The sequence below is a fragment of the Pseudomonas psychrophila genome (assembly GCF_001043005.1).
Taxonomy (GTDB): domain Bacteria; phylum Pseudomonadota; class Gammaproteobacteria; order Pseudomonadales; family Pseudomonadaceae; genus Aquipseudomonas; species Aquipseudomonas psychrophila.
The window spans coordinates 638,895-657,300 of sequence record NZ_JYKZ01000001.1 but is presented as its reverse complement, the minus strand read 5'-3'; the positions used below and the strand labels follow the sequence as shown (position 1 = coordinate 657,300).

The following is an 18,406-nucleotide window of genomic DNA, read 5'->3' as shown; positions in this document are numbered from 1 at the left end:
GGGCTAACCGCGTTTGGCTATTTGTCTCAACGGCTACGAAATGCCTTCACCGTGTGGCCGCTGCCGAGCGGGGAGAGGCTGCGATCGGCGGCGTAGCCGTCGTGAAATCACGGATCACGGGTATTCAATCAAATCACCTTGGCTGATTCAGCGATCGCTTCGCAATCGATCTCAGCCTTCGGCAGGCGGCTACAGCATTATTGCGCCGGCTTCCAGCCCAGCAATTGCTTTTTATAGTCATGACTGGCGGCCTGGTAGTAAGTGATCGCCCGCTCAATCAACGGATCGGTCGCCGTTACGCGGGACTCAATACTGGTTGTCAGCGCTTCGTCGTGGCGGCGCAGCCCCTCACGCGGGCTGAGAATGGCCAGGTCTTTACCGTCAAACAAACCCAGGTGCTGATAGTTGCCCACGACCACGCGCGGCGGTAGCGGATTGTCCTGCAGCAGGTTGCGACCAAAGAAGGTCGACTGGTAATCCAGGTTCAGCAAACCGAGCAAGGTTGGCGCCAGATCGATCTGGCTGGCCAGTTGCGAGTTCTCCCGCGCTTCGATCAGTTTGGGCGCATAGATAAACAGCGGGATCTGATAGTTGGTGATCGGCAAGTCTTCCTTACCGGCACTACCCGCCGTGTGATCGGCCACGAACACAAAGATCGTGTTGTCGAACCAGGGTTTTTTTCGCGCATGCTCAAGGAACTGGCCGATGGCGTAGTCGGTGTACTTCACTGCGCCGTCACGGCCATTGCCCGACTTGATGTCGATCCGGCCTTCAGGGTAGGTGTAGGGGCGGTGGTTCGAGGTGGTCATCAGTTGCAGTAAAAACGGTTTTTGTTGCGCGTAATTGATATCGGCCAGCTTCAGCGTTTCACGGTACAGATCTTCGTCGGCCATGCCCCACGCGTTTTTGAAATGGATATCGGCTTCATTCACGCTGCTTTGGTCAACGACGCGGTAACCGTTGCCGCTGAAAAAGGCGTTCATGTTGTCAAAGTAACCGCGTCCGCCATAGACGAACACGCTGTCATAACCCACGGCGTTCAGCTGCTGGCCCAGGCTGGCAAAGCCGCTTTCACGGCCGATGCGCTTGACGATGGAGCGCCCCGGCGTCGGCGGAATGGCCAGGGTTATGGCTTCCAGGCCACGGTCGGTACGGGTCCCGGTGGCATAAAAGTTATTGAAGTACAGGCTCTCCTTGCGCAGTTGATCCAGGTGTGGCGTGAGATTGCGGCCATCACCGTTGCTGCCCAAATATTTGGCGCTGAAGCTTTCAATTGTCACCAGCACAATGTTGGGCTGACGCGAAGTTCCAGGGTTGTCGATATTGCGACGAATATCCAGCGGGTCCTGGCCTACAAAAGTCGCGTTGGGCTCAGTCAACTCCTTGCGCAATTGTTTGGCCACCACGTCGGTCGGCAGGCTGGTGTAGAACTGCTGGTAATCCAGCTCGTTATTACGGAACGCGGCAAAGAACTGATACGGGCCGTTGCTTGCCAGTTCATGCTGATAGGCATTGCCTCCTTGACCACGAGGCCCGTCCTGATCGAGCAGTTGCAGGCTCAGGCCGGCTACCAGCAACAGGCCGGCAAAGGTGGCGATACGTGTGCCAAAGGTCGGCAAAGGAGCATTCATGGCAGCGTTGAACGGTTTGCGCAGAACAAGGCTCAACACAATGGCACTGAGGGCTATGCCGCCGAGCAGTATGCCAATGGGGTAGGATTCCAGTACGTTATTTAGTACTTCATCGGAGTAGACCAAGTAGTCCACGGCGATAAAGTTAAAGCGCACGCCGAATTCATCCCAGAATAGCCACTCGGCGACGCCCGTGAACAACATGGCAAACAGACTGAGGGTCAACAGGCCCTGCAAAAACCACTGATGACCACGACGACGCCACAGGCCGGGCGGACACAGGAGCAGGTACAGGCCCAGCGGCAGGGCTGCATAGGCCAGAAAACCGAGGTCGTACAGCAAGCCAATGCCAAACACCGGTAGCCAGTTGTGACCCGCCTCACCCAGATGGGTGACCAGCAGAACGCCCCGGGTAATGAGAAAGGTCGCCAGCCAACAGCCAGTCAACAGCAGGAGATAGCGCATTGGCGCAGTGTGCAGCAGACGCATCGTTGTTTTCCTTGAGCGCGAGTGTGCGCGAGTGTGCGGGTGCCTCTGTATTGACTGTGTGAACCGAGAGTAAAAAAAGTGTCATTTTGGCAAGAGCTGCAACTAAATCGTTGATGCGCCCTGCGGTGCTGGCCCTGTACGGTTCTTGGCCTTAAGCTGCGCGGGCCAAGACGGCTGTAACTGTGAGCGGAGAGAGGACCCATGCGAATTCTATTGGTTGAAGACAACCGCGATATCCTCGCCAACCTGGCGGATTATTTGGGGCTCAAGGGCTATACCGTTGACTGCGCACAGGATGGTTTGTCAGGTCTGCACCTGGCGGCCACCGAGCACTACGACCTGATTGTGCTCGACATCATGTTGCCCGGTATCGACGGCTATACCTTGTGCAAACGCCTGCGTGAAGACGCCCGTCGAGATACGCCGGTGATCATGCTGACTGCCCGCGACCAACTGGACGATCGCCTGCAAGGTTTCAAGTCCGGCGCTGATGACTACCTGCTCAAGCCGTTTGCCCTCTCGGAACTGGCGGCGCGGATCGAGGCCGTGTTGCGTCGCGCACAAGGCGGAGGCCGACGCGAGTTGCAGGTTGCCGAGCTGCGTTACGACCTAGATACCCTCGAAGTTACCCGCGAAGGGCGTTTGCTCAAGCTCAACCCGGTGGGCCTCAAGCTGCTCGCGGTATTGATGCAAAAAAGCCCGCACGTACTGCGCCGCGAAGTTCTGGAAGAGGCCCTTTGGGGCGACGATTGCCCGGACAGCGACAGCCTGCGCAGCCATGTGCACCAACTACGTCAGGTGATCGACAAACCGTTCGACAAGCCTCTGTTGCAAACCGTACATGGTGTTGGCTACCGCCTCGCCGAGCTTCGCGATGGAGTTTAAGCAAAGCCTTTCCCAGCGGATCATCATTGCCTTTGCCCTGATGAGCGCGTTAGTGGCCGGTACATTCGCCGTGGGCATTATTGCCACCGTGCACCTGGTCGAAGAAAAGCTCATCTCGGCAGGCCTGGGCGGTGATTTGCAACGTCTGTTGCTGATGGACAACGGTGCCGACTGGAACCATCGGCCCAAGCCCAGCCAGTTGTTTTACTTCAGCGGCGGGCGAGGTGACTTTGCCCTGCCCAAGGACCTGCGCCACCTGGATCCGGGTTTTCATGAAGTGTTTCGTGACCAGCTGTCGTATCACGCGATGGTTGAAGTGGTCGATGGACGGCGTTATGTCCTGCTGCAAGACCAGAGCGATTTTGAAGAGCGTGAGCGCGTGCTGTTTGCCGTGGTCGTGGTCGGTTTTGTACTGGCCCTGGCTTTGGCCGTCTTTTTAGGCTGGACCCTGGCTCGTCGCGTAATGGCTCCCGTGGTGCGTCTGGCGCGTCAAGTTCGTCATCGCGATCAGTTGCTGGGGCTGGCACCGCCCCTGGCGCCGGACTACGCGGCCGATGAAGTGGGTGAGCTGGCAGTGGCGTTCGACGCCACGTTGGGCCGTTTACGCGACACCCTGACCCGCGAACGGCTGTTTACCAGTGATGTAAGCCACGAGTTGCGAACGCCGTTGATGGTGCTTGCCAGTTCCTGCGAGCTCCTGCTGGAAAACCCATCGCTTGATCAGCGCAGCCGTTCACAGGTCGAGCGCATTTCCCGCGCTTGTGAAGAGATGCGTGAACTGGTGCAAACCTTCCTGATGTTGGCCCGTGCGCAGCATGAAGATGCCAGCATGTCGCCTACGGTCACCCTTACCACTGTGGCCGAAGGCCTGATCAGCCTGTGGCGTGAGCCCATTGAAAACAAAGGCCTTGAGCTGATTTATGAGCCGGGTAGCCCGCTGGATACCCGCTATAACGCGACCTTCCTGCACGCGGTCATGGGCAACTTGCTTCGCAATGCGTTGCACTACACCGACAAGGGCTTTATCCGACTGACCCTTGAGCCCAGCGGCTTTGTGGTGGAAGACAGCGGCGTCGGCATCCCGGAAGAAAAACGCCAGGCTATGTTCCAACCCTTCGTTCGCGGCAGTGAAAAACGGGGTGAAGGGCTGGGCCTGGGGTTGTCGCTGGTGCAGCGAATCTGTGAAAGCCAGGGTTGGCGCGTGACCCTCACCACCATGGAGCCCAATGGTTGTCGTTTTCGCGTAGAGCTTGGTCCGACCGACGTGTGAAGCTCCTCCCGCGGCCTGCCTTCAGCAGGCCGCTTTATATGAAAGTTGATCCGTAAGTGGCCCTGCGCCAGCATTTCCGCGATGTAAAACCCTGCAACATTTGTGTAGGACGCATAGACGGAATTTTCACCTGTTGATGACCTGACGCTTACGTTCTCCTGACTAAGGTGGCGGTTATATGCTTCAGGAGCACCGTCATGAATCCCATCATCAAACTCAAGTTCTCAGAAAAGTACGACCAGCAGCACGCTACCCAGTACCTGGCCAAACACCAGGACGGGCTGGCTCGCCGCCTCTCGCACAAGCGCGACGAGCAACTGGCGCGCCGCGCGTTGCAGTTGGCCGGTGAGCCTCAGGTGGTTCTGGATTTACCATGTGGTGCAGGGCGTTTTTGGCCGTTATTGGCGCAAATGCCAAACCGCGAAATCATTGGCGCCGACAATTCTGCGTCCATGTTGGAGGTGGCGGCGCTGGCGCAACCGGCCGAAGTGGTGAAACGGGTACGGCGCTTGCAGACCTCAGCATTTGAAATAGATATGCCCGATAACTCCGTTGACAGTGTTTTTTGCATGCGCCTCCTGCACCACATTGGTGATGCAAGTCACCGGATGGCTCTACTGCGGGAGCTTCATCGCGTCAGCCGGGACAGTTTGATCATCTCCCTCTGGGTAGATGGCAATTTTAAAGCCTGGAAACGCAAGCGTCTTGAGCGTGAACGTATTGTAGAAAGAGAGCAAATAGGTTACCAAAACCGCTTCGTGTTACCAGCTGTTACAGTGGAGTCGGAGTTTAAAAAGGCTGGTTTCGTCATTCAGGATCATTTGGACTTTATTCCGCTTTACGCGATGTGGCGGGTTTACGTACTAAGAAAGAGATAACTCATGACCGTTGATTTTGTACAGCAATCCCCCTCTGCGACTGAAGACCGATTTGAATTTTACTGGAATCAAAAAGGTGAATGGGTTGAAGAGCCCAATCAGCGTCGTGGTGGAGAGAGTGGTGTACAACGCATTCACGATGCCAACGAGCGTTTGCTCTATGCAAAGCGTCAAGTGGGGCATACCTACCGCAGCTGGCGCTACCCATTGGGTCGCCCGACGGTGTTGCGTGAGCGCGATGCATTGGTTGCGATGAACCGGTTATCGGTTGGCGTGCCAGAGCTGGTGTACTGCGGGGCCCGGCAAGGGGCAGACAAGCAATGGCGAGCACTGCTGGTGACCGTCGCCCTGGACGGCTTTGTTGAAATCGACAACTGGTATGCCGCTGGCGAACGTGAGCGTTGGGGTGAGGCGGTGCATGACCGTGTACTCGAGGCGATTGGCCAAACCCTTGCGCGCATGCACCTGGGGCGCTGGCAACATGGCTGTCTGTACGCCAAGCATGTGTTTGTCCGCGTTGCAGGGCAGGGTGAGAACGTAGACGTAAACGTGGCTTTGCTGGACCTTGAAAAAAGCCGGCAACGCCTGACGACCCATAAAGCAGCCTCGCACGACCTGAAGCAGCTACGCCGCCATTCGTCGTGGAACGCCACGGAATGGGACAGACTGATCTACTTTTATAAGACGGTGTTTGGCAGCGCCATCAAAGGTTTACGGTGATGAAGCGAGAAATAGCACGAAGTTTGTTTCTGCTGGGAGCTCTGGTCATTGCTGGTGTGGCTCTGGCCGCGTGGGAACAGCCTGTGACTCAAGTGTTAAGTGGGCCCCCGGCTGGGGCTCATTGCCCACTGCCGCGGGTAGTGAAAGTGGCAGTAGCGACAAAGCCCGATCACGACCTGCTGTTGTTCATGTTTGGAATGAGCCAAGGGATGAAGAAGTAGGACGGCGGGTAAAAATCCCTGTAGCAGCTGCCGAAGGAACGAGGCTGCTGCTACACAGATTTTTATCATCTGCTACATCACATGCAGATGGTTATCCCATAGCCCCGACGGTAGATCCAATGGCTTGGCGTTCAGATCGCTCTGACGGCAGTCATAGAATCGGCAACGGCCCTGGCCGGACGTAACCACAAACCCATCCTTTACCGCACCCACCCCTGCACAATCCGGCAATGGCGCATCCAGGCGCAAAGCCCCGCTGTCCAGATCCCACACAAAGAATCGATTGCCCCGTGGAGCGGTCAGCGCGACAAGCCTTAACTCACTGTGTACCGCGACACTGGCCGTGTAATGACCCATGGCACGCAGTTGTGGCTCGGCCACCGGGAAGGGCTCAAATGGCTGGCCAGGTCGCTTGATGGCCAACAATTCGGAAAGCTCATGGGCGTCACCCATGAATTGCTGACAGGCCAGGATCGTGCCATCGCTGGCGATACCCAAGTGGCGAACGCTGTTCATTTGCTGGCTCAGGGTTTCCTTGCTGAGCAAGGTGCCATCGCGTTGCATCAGTACCAGGCTGGGCTCCATCGCATTCAGGTTCATCTCGACCCGGCTTTCGGCCTCTGTCCGAATGCCGCCGTTAGCTACCACCAGGGTTTCGCCATCAGGCATCCACGAGACTTGATGCGGGCCTACGCCGTGGGTAGGGATTTCGCCACTGTGGATCAGGCGCTCGCCTTCAAAGCGGTAAACCCCCAACAAGCCACGGCCCGGGTCAGTGGTGTCGTTTTCGGTGGTGTATAGCCACTCGCCATCTTTATGGATGACTGCGTGACCATAAAAATGGCGGTTGGGCAGGGAGGTCAGTGTTTGCAGCAACTGCCCGTCTGCAAGGTTGATCAGGTAGCTTTCGGTACCGGGACGCCGAGCTACAAACAGTGCAATGGGTAGCGTGGGGTGGTTGATGATGTCGTGGCAGCGCTGGCCTACCTGCGTGCTGAATACCCGAGTGCCATCCAGGCGATAACCGACAGCAAAGTGATTGCCGTCCACATCGTCACGGGCACTCAACAGCAGTGGGCTACGGTCTTTTTGCTTGAACAGTGACCAACCACCCAACGTGACGGCGCTGAGCAGTAAACCGCCGAGCTTGAGAGCTTGCCTGCGCATCATCGAACCCCCTTCATCAATCGCCGTCGTTGGCGTTAAAGCCCAGCTGGACGCCCAGCGCTTTGGCCAGTTCGCCTTCATGCAGACGGTGAACGACGTTCAGGCTGTCGTAGATAGCGTTCAACTGGGTGCGGCCGGCGTCGTCTGCCAGCAGCTCATTAAGTGTGCGTTGGTTGTCATTGAACAGCTTGAGCGAAGCTGCATAGGCCGCATCGATCTTGTCAGCCAATGGTTTTTGCTCGGCAGGCAACAGGCTGCGCAATCCTTTGTTATCGACACCTGCCCATACGCTCTGAGCAGCAGAAAGGCTGGCAGCCAGGCTTTTGAGCGACGACTCGCTGCGCCATGCATCAGCCTGGAATGGCTGGGGGATGCCCTTGCTCTGACGGCCCATGGGGGTGCCGAGTTTTTTCTTCAGGGTGTCGAGTGCCGTGACCTGCACGCGCAGCACGTCAGCGATGGCTTCGTGGGAGTCGGCATAACGCTGGTTCGGGAACTTGCTCATCTGCGCGAGCATGCCGTCTGTGCTGTTCCAGCTGGCCAGGATTTCTTCAGCCAGTTGCTTCTGACGTTCGCCGATGGCGGTCAGCAGCGGGCAGTAACGGGCTTTTTGCGAATCGTCAGCGAGGTTGATGTTGCTGTCGAACAGAATGTATTCGTAAGCAGACAGACCTTGCACCACAACGCTGGATTTGGTCAGGGCGGCTGCATCGATCTGTGGCTGGGCAACCACCAGTTGCTCAACCTGACGGCCGACCAGGTTCTTCTTGTCTGGCCAGAACTGTACCTGCCACGAGCGATTGCCTTCGGCCAATGGCCCGATCAGCAGCGGTTGCAGCTCGGCCCAGGCTTTTTGCGCGTGCAGGAAGTCAGCTCTGGCAGTCTCCAGGTTTTCCTTGCCTTGGCAGTACGCCAGAGCGCTGACGGCCAATTGGCGGTCGGCTTCAACCCAGCGGCTGTAGGTCGGCAAGATCACTTGCTTGGCGATGGCTGCCGAGGTGACGGCCTGCGGGTCTTGTGGCGAGCATGCGGCCAGGGCGATAGCCGCGAGGCTGGTGAACAACAGCTTGGGTCGAAACATGTCGGGGTCCCCGATCTTGTAAAGCGTTAAAGAGAGTTCAGGAACGCCAGCAACGCAGCGCGCTGCTCGGCATTAAAGCGTAAAACCTGCTGCTTGGCCGGTTCGGCTTCGCCACCATGCCAGAGCACGGCTTCAAGCAAATTGCGAGCACGTCCATCGTGCAAAAACTGAGTGTGACCGCTCACTTCCTGAGTCAAGCCGATGCCCCACAGCGGTGGCGTGCGCCAGTCTCGGCCGGTGGCAGCGAACTCGGTACGGTTGTCGGCAAGGCCAGGGCCCATATCGTGGAGCAACAAGTCGCTGTACGGGCGAATGACCTGATTGGCCAGTTCGGGCTCGGCGGCATTGGCGGATGTAGTGAACGCAGGCGTATGACATGAGGCGCAGCCTGCCTGGTGGAACAGGTTTTTACCGGCCAGCACCTGGGGGGCGCCGACATCACGTCGGGCAGGTCCGGCCAGGTTGCGGGTGTAGAACTCCACCAGGCGCAGAATGTTGTCGCTGACCTCGGGTTCGCCATCAGGGCCGTTGCCGTTGGGCGCTTCGAGGCAGGCAGTTTGAGCCTTGGTGCAATCATCGAAGGGTCTCAGGGAGGTAGTGAGCCCCATATCACCAGAAAAGGCGTGAACATTTTGTTGATTGAGATTGGGTTGGCCGGCTTTCCAGCCAAATCGACCCAAAACCGTCTTTTGCTGGGCGTCATCCCACACCCAGTTGGGACGTCCGGCGATGCCGTCACGGTTTTTGCCCTGAGCATCGGCATTGGCCAGAATCGCCTCGTTCGGGATGGCTTCGAGCAGTCCCAGGCCAATCATCGGCGGCGCGATACGAGCCGAAAAACGTGTGTCGGGGTGCATCGGGCCATAACCCAGCTGGGTGATTTGTAGCGTGGGTTTGCGCAATTCGACTTCAGTGCCGTCTTTGAATCGTACGGTCACGGGTTCGTAGTCGACCCGTACCTTGCCCTCGGGGGCAACGCCAGGTACGGACATGTCCTGCAACTGGCCGCCATAGACTGGCTCGGGCACGATGCCGGCTTGTTCTATCAGCGTGGTGTAAGCGGGGTCGTTGGGGATCGATAACCGAACCAGCATCGACACGGAGTTCTTGGCGTCGGGAGCTGGCGGATGGCCACGGCCGTCCTTGATATGGCAGTTCTGACAGCCATTGGTATTGAACAGCGGGCCCAGGCCATCGCGCGCGGTGGTGGTGGACGGGGCAATGACCCACGGGCTGCGAAAGAAACTGTTACCGACGCTGAAGTCCAGTCGCCGGGTGGGCGAAAGGTTGGCTGAGGGCATGGAAAACGCATTTTTATCGGTTTTGCGCACTGTTGTAGCCCCGCCGGAGCGGGCTTCGCCGGGCTCGGGTTTGGTGAAACGCGGGGCATCATCACAACCGCCAAGGCTCATGGCCAACAGCAGCAGGGACAGGCGAAGAGGCAACGAAGGCATCAAACGTCCAGATCAGTGAGCTAAATCGAGGGCGCAAAGTTTATCAGGGAAGGTGAATTGAAATAAGAGGGATTAGCGTTTGCTGTGACTTGTGGCAGCAGATCTGTGGGGAATCATATGGGAGTGGGCAGGGTGGGCCCACAAAAAAGGCGACCCGAAGGCCGCCTTATTGTTCATTCAAACGCTACAGATCAAAATTCGTGATCGGCGGTGTCCGGGTTCAGATCGCTGATGCCCAGCTTGCCAGCGGCTTGCTCGATGGCACCGGTCTGCTTGACCAGAGCGGCGATGGCATCACGTACTACCTGATTGCCTGCAGCGTTATCTGCTGCGATCAACTGATCGTAGTGCTCGCCCTTGTTGGCGCGGTCAACCATGACCTGGATCTTGGCTTCTGTGTCGGCCAGATCGGATTTCAGGGTGGCGTCTGCAGCCGGATCAATCACGACCACCAACGACGACAGGCTAGGACCGGTCATTTTGGTGCCATCAGCACGCAGGTACTCGCCCAGGTACACGTTACGAATGCCCTTGGCATCGTAGAAGTGCGAGTAGTGGGTGTTGTCGCTGAAGCAGTCCTGCTCGTCTTCAGGCGAGTTGGCTTCCAGTGACACTTTCATGCGCTCGCCGGCCAGTTCGCCCAGCGACAGGCTGCCCATGCCGAACAGCATTTTGCGCAGGCCGTTTTGTACCGGCTCGGCTTCAAGCGTCGCGCGGTAGTTGTCGGCCACGTTTGGTGCCCAGTTGCCGACCATTTCGTCGAGGTCGTTAACCAGCAGTTGGGTCACGGCTTTCAAGTAAGCGCGACGGCGATCGTTGTGACCTCCGGTAGCACCTTCGCCTTCCAGGTAATCAGAAGCAGGACGGTTGCCAGCTCCAGGGCCTGTACCGTTGAGGTCCTGGCCCCACAGCAGGAATTCGATGGCGTGATAACCGGTAGCCACGTTGGCTTCGGAACCGCCCAGCTCGTTCAGGCTGGCCAGAGTTTCCGGAGTGATTTCGGTGACGTCGACCTTGTCTTCGCCGATCTGAATCTGGGTGTTGGCGATGATGTTGGCGTTGGCACCCGGGTTGCCCAGTGCGCCTGCATAGTTGGCGTCAACGTAGTCGATCAGGCCTTCGTCCAGCGGCCAGGCGTTAACTTGGCCTTCCCAGTCATCAATGATGGTGTTGCCGAAGCGGAATACTTCGCTCTGCAGGTAAGGTACGCGGGCTTCAACCCAGGCAGCGCGAGCGGCTTTCAGGGTGTCGTCGTTCGGCTTGGCCAGGAACGCATCGATAGCGGTTTGCAGCTTTAAAGCAGTGCTTTGAGCATCGCTGTAAACGGCGTGAACCATGTCGGCGTAATGCGCAACGACGGCCTTGGCGGCAGCTTCGTCGACTTTTGCCGCGGTGATGTCAGTGGCTGGCGTCGCAGTGCTGGTGGCGGCTGCTGGAGCAGGAGTTGCAGCGGTTTTTTCCTTGTCCTTGTCGCCACAACCGGCGAGTGAGATAGCAATGGCCAGCAGACTGGCGGTTGCCAGAGGCATACGAATCATGGCGAAAATCCTGCTTCGAGAGGTGGGACAAGCGTGCGGCTGCACGCGAAACTGCCACATAATGCGAAAGATATGCATTTTGTGTAAAGAGTTACTGTTGGAAATATTTCTTATTTACCACCGGCCTGTACTGGATCTTTCCCGAATCTCGAAATATGGATTTACATATTGACGGTCTCGTCACGTTTGGCCTGCTTGAGATAAGCGACCAACTCCCGCGAGCCAAGGGGTTTGCTGTACAGATAGCCCTGGCCCTCATGGCAGCCCTCGCCAATGACGTAGGCTTCCTGATCAACGGTTTCAACACCTTCGGCAATAACCTGCATGCCCAGACTTTTGCCCAGCTGGATGATGGCGCGCACGATAGTGGCGTCGTCGCCGTCGTCAATCAGGTCCTGAACAAAGCTTTTATCGATCTTGATTTTGTCCAACGGCAAGCTTTTGAGGTAACTCAATGACGAATAGCCGGTACCGAAATCATCAATCGCAATCAACGCGCCGGAGCGGCGAAGGCTCAGCAAGTGCTGGGCGGCGGTGCTGATGTCTTTCATCAGGCTGGTTTCGGTGACTTCCAGTTCCAGGCTGCGCGGCGGCAAGCGGTAACGCTGCAGCAGGTTGTTAACCACACGCGGCAGTTCGACGTGGTGCAACTGCACCGTGGACAGATTGACCGCCATGCGCAGCTCACTGAAGCCTTGATCATGCCATTCGCGCAACTGGCGGCAGGCTTCGTCCATTGCCCATTCGCCAATGGCAATGATGCTGCCGTTTTTCTCGGCCAGCGGGATAAACAGATCGGGCGGGACCATGCCGTGGACCGGGTGCTGCCAGCGCAACAGGGCTTCGACACCGACCACGCGATGGTCGCTGTAACGGATCTGGGGCTGATAGACGAGGTAGAGCTGATTGCATAGCAGGGCATCACGCAGGTCTTTTTCCAGCTCTCGCATCCGCCGCATTTCGCGGTCCACGCTGGCGATATAAAACTGATAACGGCTGCGCGAGTAACTCTTGGCCAGGGTCATGGTTTGCTCGGCTTTTTGCAGCAACTGCTCGGTGGTGTCTCCATCCTCGGGAAACAGCGTGATGCCGATAGTGGCGCGCAAGCGGATGTTTTGCTGGTCAAGGCAAAACGGTGATTCCAGGTCATCCAGAATGCTCTGGGCCAGCTCGGCAGCTTCGTAGGGCTGATCGATCTGGGCCTGAATCAGCGCAAACTGATCGCCACCCAGGCGCCCCAACGCGCCGAGGCTTCCGCTGTGGGCGCGTAAGCGATCGGCCAGAGCCTGCAGCAACTGGTCGCCGGTCTGATAGCCAAACTGCTCGTTGATGCCTTTAAAGTCGTCCAGCCCCACGCAGAGCACCGCCACGCGGCGCTGCAAGCGGCCAGCATCGGTAAGGATCTTGTCCAGTTGACCCTGCAGTTGCTGGCGATTGGGCAGGCCGGTCAGGAAGTCATACTGAGCCATGCGCAGCAAGGAGCTTTCTGCCTCGTGACGCAAACGGTTATTGCGTTCAATCGAAGCGAGCAACTGATTGGAAGTATTGACCCATACGCCCAGCTCGTTGTGCTCGTGACCTTTGAGCAGAGGGATTACATGCTCGCTGGGACGGTCCGGGTTAATGCTGGTCAAGTGCCCGATGACTTTGGACAGCGGCTTGGTCAGCAACCATTGATACACCGAGTACAGCACCAGCCCCATGAGCAGGGCGCGCAACAGTCCCGAGAGCAGCATGACGGCTGAGTCGGCCAATAAACCTTCACCGTAGCTGGCGGTGTCGAGGGTAATGCTCAGGTCGCCGTAGTACTCGCTGTACGGACCCTTGCCCACCAAAGGAATGCTGTAAGTGTGCTCTTTACCCAAGATCAGATCGGTCACCCAGCGGCTCGATGAGTCTTGCAGCGGCCGTGATTTTTCGGCGAGGGCGGGTTCATTGGGATGGCCGATAGAAGCCTTGCGCACGGCCCCATCCTGGAACATGCCTTCGATGACCTGCAAGGCCATTTCACGGTCCAGGCTATACAGCGCCTGGGTCGAAGGGTCGCGAAACATGTCGAGGATACGTTCGGCATCTAGTGTGACAGCCTGCCGGACTCTGTAGGCGTCAAAGACAATTTGCGCGCAGCTCAGTACCCCTCCTACGACGACTGCCGACAGCAGTGCGATGCGGAGCAACTTCAGTGACAAGCTGTTCTTGAATTGCAGCTTCAAAGCACTTTTCCCTGTTCCTTGCCGATGTTGCCTGTGGCCTTGTAGATGGACGATTTATTACAGGTGTAGAAGCAATAAATACGCAGTGCTCACGATCGCTACTGTGTCGGTATTTTCACTTCGAACTTGAGGTGCTCATTTAAAAAATACAACGCTTTCATACTAGCTGGCCCGAACTCGGCGGGCGGCTCTTTTGGAACTTTAAATCGGACCAAAAAAAACCCGGCAATGCCGGGTTTTTTTACCTGGAGTCAGGCTTAGGCAGTGAAGGCTTTACCTTCGAACTGCTCAGCAACAAACTTCCAGTTAACGAGGTTCCAGAACGCTTCAACATACTTCGGACGTACGTTGCGGTAGTCGATGTAGTAAGCGTGTTCCCAAACGTCGCAGGTCAGCAGCGGGGTGTCGCCGCTGGTCAGCGGGTTGCCGGCGCCGATGGTGCTGGCCAGGGCCAGGGAACCGTCTGCTTTCTTCACCAGCCAGCCCCAGCCGGAGCCGAAGGTGCCGATGGAGGTTTTGCTGAATTCTTCCTTGAACTTGTCGAACGAGCCAAAGGCAGCGTTGATGGCATCAGCCAGCGCGCCGGTTGGTTCGCCGCCGGCGTTTGGCGCCAGGCAGTTCCAGTAGAACGTGTGGTTCCAGACCTGAGCGGCGTTGTTGAAGATACCGCCCGAAGAGGTTTTAACGATCTCTTCCAGTGTTTTGCCTTCGAACTCGGTGCCTGGCACCAGGTTGTTCAGGTTCACGACGTAGGTGTTGTGGTGCTTGTCGTGGTGAAACTCCAGGGTTTCTTTGGAGATGTGCGGCTGCAGGGCATCGTGTGCGTACGGCAGCGGCGGCAATTCGAAAGCCATGATGATTCTCCTAATCAGGTCAGTTGCGATGAGCGCAAGGCCGATCACGGGCGGCCAAACACGCGCCGATGAGTTTTTACTCTTTGCGGCGCAGGGGCTGGATCATAGCACCGGGGTGAAGGCATAACCACGCGACAACTGTGTGGGATAGACGTTTCAGCACTTCTGGCGATTTTTTTGTGACCTGCGCAAGCCCGGCTCCCGCAGGTTCTTGTCTTAGCCCGAAACGATCAATTGCACCGCCACGGCATACATCATCACCGCCACCAGCAGGTCCAGTACGCGCCAGGTATTTGGCCGTGCCAGCCACGGCGCAAGCCATGCGGCGCCCAGAGCCAAGGTGAAAAACCACATCAGCGAAGCACTGGCCGCGCCCACCACATAGGCACCGGGCACACTCTGCTGTGCGCCGAGTGAGCCAATCAGCAAAACGGTATCGAGGTAGACGTGAGGATTGAGCAGTGTGACAGCCAGTGCGCTGAGCATCACCGCCTTGAGTGAGCGGGCGGTCTGGCCGGCGGACTGTTCAAGGCTGGATTTGGAGAACGCACGACGCAATGCTTGCGTGCCGTACCACAGCAAAAACACCGCGCCACCCCATCGTGCAACGCCGAGCAACACCGGGTTTTGCGCCAGAAGGGTCGCCAGACCAAAGACCCCGGCCGCCACCAGCAAGGCATCGCACACAACACAAAACGCCGCCACGGGCAGATGGTGTTCACGACGCAGGCTTTGTGCGAGCACGAAGGCATTTTGGGTGCCAATGGCCATGATCAGGCCGAACGCGACCAACAGGCCATTGAGGTAGCTTTGCCACATAAGGATTACTCGTCGAATTGCAGGCGGGGGGAAGGTTGCTGCTGGCTATTGTCCGGCCCTTGGATGTATAAGAAAAACCAATATTGCTGATCGCTCATTAGGAAAACTGATGTTCGACTATAAATTGCTCTCGGCCCTGGCCGCGGTAGTAGAACAAGCCGGATTTGAACGGGCCGCGCAGGTACTGGGTTTGTCACAATCGGCCATTTCCCAGCGCATCAAGTTGCTGGAAGCGCGCATCGGTCAGCCGGTGCTGATCCGCGCCACGCCGCCGACTCCGACCGAGATTGGCCGGCGCTTGCTCAACCATGTGCAGCAAGTACGCTTGCTGGAGCGTGACCTGCAAAGTGCCGTGCCGGCGCTGGACGATGAAGGCTTGCCCGAACGCCTGCGCATCGCCTTGAATGCCGACAGCCTGGCCACCTGGTGGGCACCGGCGGTGGGTGATTTTTGTGCCGAGCAGCACCTCTTGCTGGACCTGGTGGTTGAGGATCAGACCGTTGGCCTCAAACGCATGCGCGCCGGTGAAGTGGCTGCCTGCCTGTGTGCCAGTGAACGGCCGGTGGCCGGAGCCCGCAGCGTACTGCTGGGGGCCATGCGCTATCGGGCATTGGCGAGCCCGGCTTTTATTGCACGGCATTTTCCTGATGGCGTGAGTGCAGCGTTGCTGTCAAAAACCCCCGCGCTGGTGTTCGGCCCGGATGACTTTCTGCAGCATCGTTACCTGGCCGCACTGGGCGTAGACGGTGGATTTGAGCACCATTTGTGCCCGTCCTCCGAAGGATTTATCCGCCTGGCCGAGGCAGGTCTGGGGTGGGGGCTGGTGCCTGAGCTGCAGGTACGCGAACAGCTTGAACGTGGAATGCTGGTAGAGCTTTTGCCAGATAAACCCATCGACGTGCCACTGTACTGGCATCATTGGCGTAATGGCGGACAACTGCTGAGTCAACTGACTGAACATTTATCTCGTTCGGCGTCCCGCTGGTTAGGGCCTGTTGACGTTTCATTGCGGCCGCGACGCTAGTCCACGTGGTGCAGGGCAAGGCGCGAGTAGCGTAGTTTGGTTGTTCCAAATAAGCTGCGAGCAACGCTGCCCTGCGCCACGTGGAGTAGCGTCCCTTCGGGTCGCGTGTCAAATTTCGCCAGGCTGCGTTGCAGGGCTTGAGAAGGGAACAACCATTCTCGGCGCCCTGCGCCTTGCCTGGCAAAATTTTACCCAGCGACGCGGTTCGCAATGAAACGTCAACAGGCCCTATGCCTTTGGCCTGATAACCGGCGTTTAAAGAGCAAGCAGCAAGAATTACAGCATTTGGAGTGATTGATGAAGATTCTGGTCACCGGCGCGAGCGGCTTTATCGGCGGGCGCTTTGCGCGTTTTGCCCTGGAGCAGGGCTTTGACGTACGGGTCAGCGGGCGACGGGCTGAGGGTGTTGAACACCTGGTGCGGCGTGGGGCTGAATTTATCCCGGGTGATTTGACCGATGGCTTGCTGGTGCGTGACCTGTGCGTCGATGTCGACGCTGTGGTGCATTGTGCGGACCATATGGGCGCTTGGGGGCGTTATCAGGACTTCCACCGCGACAACGTGCTGGTGACCGAGAACGTAGTCGAGGCCTGCTTGAAGCAGCGGGTGCGGCGCTTGGTGCATTTATCCTCTGCGTCCCTGTACTTCGATGGCCGTTCCCGCACCGACCTCACTGAAGAGCAGTTGCCCCGGCGTTTTCGGCACCCTTATGCCGCGACCAAAAATCTGGCGGAGCAAAAGGTATTTGGTGCCCAGGAGTTCGGTCTTGAAGTGATTGCCCTGCGGCCGCGCTTTGTCACGGGGGCAGGGGATATGAGCCTGTTCCCGCGCTTGTTGAAGCTGCAACGTAAAGGTCGCCTGGCCATCGTGGGCAACGGACTGAACAAGGTCGACTTCACCAGTGTGCAAAACCTCAACGAGGCGTTGATGAGCAGTTTGCTGAACACGGGATCGGCATTGGGCAGGGCTTACAACATCAGTAACGGCACGCCAATTCCGTTTTGGGATGTGGTCAATTATGTGATGCGCCAGATGAACGTGCCGCAAGTCACCCGTTATCGCGGCTACGGCCTGGCCTACAGTCTGGGAGCCCTTAACGAAGTCGGCTGCAAGCTGTGGCCGGGTCAGCCCGCACCATCACGTTCGCGTTTGGGCGTGCAGATCATGGACAAAGACTTTACCCTCGACATCAGCCGTGCCCGGCATTACCTCGACTACGACCCCAAGGTCAGTCTGTGGGCCGCACTGGATGAGTTCTGCGGCTGGTGGAAAGCTCAGGAATCGCCGTACCGATAAATGCTTGTAACTGAGCGCTATTTTTGAAGGTTTACCATGCGTAACGATGCCCGCGACGACTTTGAACATGTCCCGACCTTGCGCGCTGAAGCCCATGATCATGATGAGCTGGCGCCCACTGACGGTGCTCGTGAGCGCACCACGGTTTATTCACGAAATACCCCGGTGATCAAGGTCAAGGGCCCGAGTACCGGGCCTCTGTGGACGTTGATCTGTGCCTTGCTGTTTGCCGTGGGCGGGCTTGCCTGGTGGAGCTTTCAGCAGATCTCACTGATGGAGCAGCAACTGGTGGCGACCCAGGAAAGTTTTGCCCGCATCAGTGAAGATGCGGCGGGGCGGTTACAGGCGATTTCCGGCAAGGTGGTGGCCAGCGAGTCGAGCATCAACAATGGCAGTGAAGCCTTGAAGTTGCAGATCAAGCAGCTTGAAGAGCAGCTCCTTGAGCAGAGCAAGCGTCAGCAGGGCGTTGTGGCGGGCCAGCAGGGCGAGCTGGATCAGCGCTTTGAGCAGATCAATGCGGCGATGGTGCTTCAGGTGACGGCGCAGAAAGAAACCCAGGCCAGGCTCGAAGCCGAGTTGAAAGGTTTAGGTACTGAATTGTCGACGCTTAAAGCAAGTGTCGCGCAACAGGCTGTGGACGTGGCAGCCCTGAAAAAACAAGGCAACCCGAGCGCTGCGGTAGAGCGCCTTGAACAAGACATGATCGTGCTCAAAAGTGAGCTGGAAAACCGACCAGCACCTGCCCAGGGCGCCAATGCCGCTGAGTTTGATGTGTTCCGTGCCCAGATGACGCGCAACATCAACACCTTGCAAAGCCAGATTCAGAACTTGCAGAAGCAGATCAGCGCGCGGCCGTAAGTCTCCAC

16 protein-coding genes are annotated in these 18,406 nt (G+C 57.7%); 8 read left to right on the top strand and 8 right to left on the bottom strand.

Annotated elements, in window-relative coordinates; genetic code table 11:
• Window positions 1-197: 197 nt before the first annotated feature.
• On the bottom strand, window positions 198-2,120 hold the full coding sequence (locus TU76_RS03075; RefSeq protein WP_048351066.1) for an LTA synthase family protein: 1,923 nt from the start codon (window positions 2,118-2,120) through the stop codon (window positions 198-200).
• 201 nt (window positions 2,121-2,321) lie between these two features.
• Here TU76_RS03075 and colR point away from each other — a divergent pair, with 201 nt between their 5' ends.
• The 5 genes from colR to TU76_RS25565 all read left to right on the top strand — a co-directional run bounded on the left by colR (window position 2,322) and on the right by TU76_RS25565 (window position 6,094).
• Window positions 2,322-3,005: a two-component system response regulator ColR gene (gene colR, locus TU76_RS03070; RefSeq protein WP_019827811.1), complete on the top strand. Its 684-nt coding sequence runs from the start codon at window positions 2,322-2,324 to the stop codon at window positions 3,003-3,005.
• Complete coding sequence (locus TU76_RS03065) at window positions 2,995-4,275, top strand: sensor histidine kinase (protein ID WP_019827810.1); 1,281 nt, start codon at window positions 2,995-2,997, stop codon at window positions 4,273-4,275. Before colR ends, TU76_RS03065 begins: the two co-directional genes overlap by 11 nt.
• A 197-nt stretch (window positions 4,276-4,472) precedes the next feature.
• Complete coding sequence (locus tag TU76_RS03060) at window positions 4,473-5,153, top strand: class I SAM-dependent methyltransferase (protein ID WP_048351065.1); 681 nt, start codon at window positions 4,473-4,475, stop codon at window positions 5,151-5,153.
• A 3-nt stretch (window positions 5,154-5,156) separates the two neighbouring features.
• Window positions 5,157-5,873 carry a lipopolysaccharide kinase InaA family protein gene (locus TU76_RS03055; RefSeq protein WP_019827807.1) on the top strand — a complete coding sequence of 239 codons (717 nt, stop codon included), beginning with the start codon at window positions 5,157-5,159 and terminating at the stop codon, window positions 5,871-5,873.
• Entirely contained in the window at window positions 5,873-6,094 is a 222-nt protein-coding gene (locus tag TU76_RS25565) for a hypothetical protein (RefSeq protein WP_019827805.1), read from the top strand. Before TU76_RS03055 ends, TU76_RS25565 begins: the two co-directional genes overlap by 1 nt.
• 72 nt (window positions 6,095-6,166) lie before the next feature.
• On the opposite strand, the gene TU76_RS03045 is transcribed toward TU76_RS25565, so the two are convergent.
• The 7 genes from TU76_RS03045 to TU76_RS03015 form a co-directional block, all read right to left on the bottom strand.
• Window positions 6,167-7,264, bottom strand: a complete 1,098-nt coding sequence (locus TU76_RS03045) for a DUF1513 domain-containing protein (protein ID WP_019827803.1) — start codon at window positions 7,262-7,264, stop codon at window positions 6,167-6,169.
• Between the two features lie 13 nt (window positions 7,265-7,277).
• Complete coding sequence (locus TU76_RS03040) at window positions 7,278-8,342, bottom strand: imelysin family protein (RefSeq protein ID WP_048351064.1); 1,065 nt, start codon at window positions 8,340-8,342, stop codon at window positions 7,278-7,280.
• 26 nt (window positions 8,343-8,368) lie between these two features.
• Window positions 8,369-9,796, bottom strand: a complete 1,428-nt coding sequence (locus TU76_RS03035) for a di-heme oxidoreductase family protein (RefSeq protein ID WP_048351063.1) — start codon at window positions 9,794-9,796, stop codon at window positions 8,369-8,371.
• Between the two features lie 191 nt (window positions 9,797-9,987).
• Window positions 9,988-11,334, bottom strand: a complete 1,347-nt coding sequence (locus TU76_RS03030; protein WP_019827798.1) for an imelysin family protein — start codon at window positions 11,332-11,334, stop codon at window positions 9,988-9,990.
• A gap of 161 nt (window positions 11,335-11,495) precedes the next feature.
• On the bottom strand, window positions 11,496-13,547 hold the full coding sequence (locus tag TU76_RS03025) for a putative bifunctional diguanylate cyclase/phosphodiesterase (RefSeq protein ID WP_019827797.1): 2,052 nt from the start codon (window positions 13,545-13,547) through the stop codon (window positions 11,496-11,498).
• Window positions 13,548-13,804: 257 nt separating this feature from the next.
• A complete protein-coding gene (locus tag TU76_RS03020; protein ID WP_019827796.1) occupies window positions 13,805-14,401 on the bottom strand; it encodes a superoxide dismutase in 597 nt (198 codons plus the stop codon).
• Between the two features lie 216 nt (window positions 14,402-14,617).
• Window positions 14,618-15,220 (bottom strand): LysE/ArgO family amino acid transporter, encoded by a 603-nt coding sequence (locus TU76_RS03015; protein ID WP_019827792.1) that lies wholly within the window; start codon window positions 15,218-15,220, stop codon window positions 14,618-14,620.
• Window positions 15,221-15,329: 109 nt separating this feature from the next.
• Here TU76_RS03015 and TU76_RS03010 point away from each other — a divergent pair, with 109 nt between their 5' ends.
• The 3 genes from TU76_RS03010 to TU76_RS03000 all read left to right on the top strand — a co-directional run bounded on the left by TU76_RS03010 (window position 15,330) and on the right by TU76_RS03000 (window position 18,398).
• Window positions 15,330-16,244, top strand: a complete 915-nt coding sequence (locus TU76_RS03010; protein ID WP_019827791.1) for a LysR family transcriptional regulator ArgP — start codon at window positions 15,330-15,332, stop codon at window positions 16,242-16,244.
• Window positions 16,245-16,541: 297 nt separating this feature from the next.
• On the top strand, window positions 16,542-17,540 hold the full coding sequence (locus TU76_RS03005) for an NAD-dependent epimerase/dehydratase family protein (RefSeq protein ID WP_048351062.1): 999 nt from the start codon (window positions 16,542-16,544) through the stop codon (window positions 17,538-17,540).
• 36 nt (window positions 17,541-17,576) lie between these two features.
• Window positions 17,577-18,398: a hypothetical protein gene (locus TU76_RS03000; protein ID WP_019827789.1), complete on the top strand. Its 822-nt coding sequence runs from the start codon at window positions 17,577-17,579 to the stop codon at window positions 18,396-18,398.
• Window positions 18,399-18,406: the final 8 nt, after the last annotated feature.

Excerpts from the sequence above, each read along its gene's own strand:
- TU76_RS03075 (WP_048351066.1), bottom strand. The coding sequence starts at position 2,120 with ATGCGTCTGCTGCACACTGCGCCAATGCGCTATCTCCTGCTGTTGACT.
- colR (WP_019827811.1), top strand. The coding sequence starts at position 2,322 with ATGCGAATTCTATTGGTTGAAGACAACCGCGATATCCTCGCCAACCTG.
- TU76_RS03065 (WP_019827810.1), top strand. The coding sequence starts at position 2,995 with ATGGAGTTTAAGCAAAGCCTTTCCCAGCGGATCATCATTGCCTTTGCC.
- TU76_RS03060 (WP_048351065.1), top strand. The coding sequence starts at position 4,473 with ATGAATCCCATCATCAAACTCAAGTTCTCAGAAAAGTACGACCAGCAG.
- TU76_RS03055 (WP_019827807.1), top strand. The coding sequence starts at position 5,157 with ATGACCGTTGATTTTGTACAGCAATCCCCCTCTGCGACTGAAGACCGA.
- TU76_RS25565 (WP_019827805.1), top strand. The coding sequence starts at position 5,873 with ATGAAGCGAGAAATAGCACGAAGTTTGTTTCTGCTGGGAGCTCTGGTC.
- TU76_RS03045 (WP_019827803.1), bottom strand. The coding sequence starts at position 7,264 with ATGATGCGCAGGCAAGCTCTCAAGCTCGGCGGTTTACTGCTCAGCGCC.
- TU76_RS03040 (WP_048351064.1), bottom strand. The coding sequence starts at position 8,342 with ATGTTTCGACCCAAGCTGTTGTTCACCAGCCTCGCGGCTATCGCCCTG.
- TU76_RS03035 (WP_048351063.1), bottom strand. The coding sequence starts at position 9,796 with ATGCCTTCGTTGCCTCTTCGCCTGTCCCTGCTGCTGTTGGCCATGAGC.
- TU76_RS03030 (WP_019827798.1), bottom strand. The coding sequence starts at position 11,334 with ATGATTCGTATGCCTCTGGCAACCGCCAGTCTGCTGGCCATTGCTATC.
- TU76_RS03020 (WP_019827796.1), bottom strand. The coding sequence starts at position 14,401 with ATGGCTTTCGAATTGCCGCCGCTGCCGTACGCACACGATGCCCTGCAG.
- TU76_RS03015 (WP_019827792.1), bottom strand. The coding sequence starts at position 15,220 with ATGTGGCAAAGCTACCTCAATGGCCTGTTGGTCGCGTTCGGCCTGATC.
- TU76_RS03010 (WP_019827791.1), top strand. The coding sequence starts at position 15,330 with ATGTTCGACTATAAATTGCTCTCGGCCCTGGCCGCGGTAGTAGAACAA.
- TU76_RS03005 (WP_048351062.1), top strand. The coding sequence starts at position 16,542 with ATGAAGATTCTGGTCACCGGCGCGAGCGGCTTTATCGGCGGGCGCTTT.
- TU76_RS03000 (WP_019827789.1), top strand. The coding sequence starts at position 17,577 with ATGCGTAACGATGCCCGCGACGACTTTGAACATGTCCCGACCTTGCGC.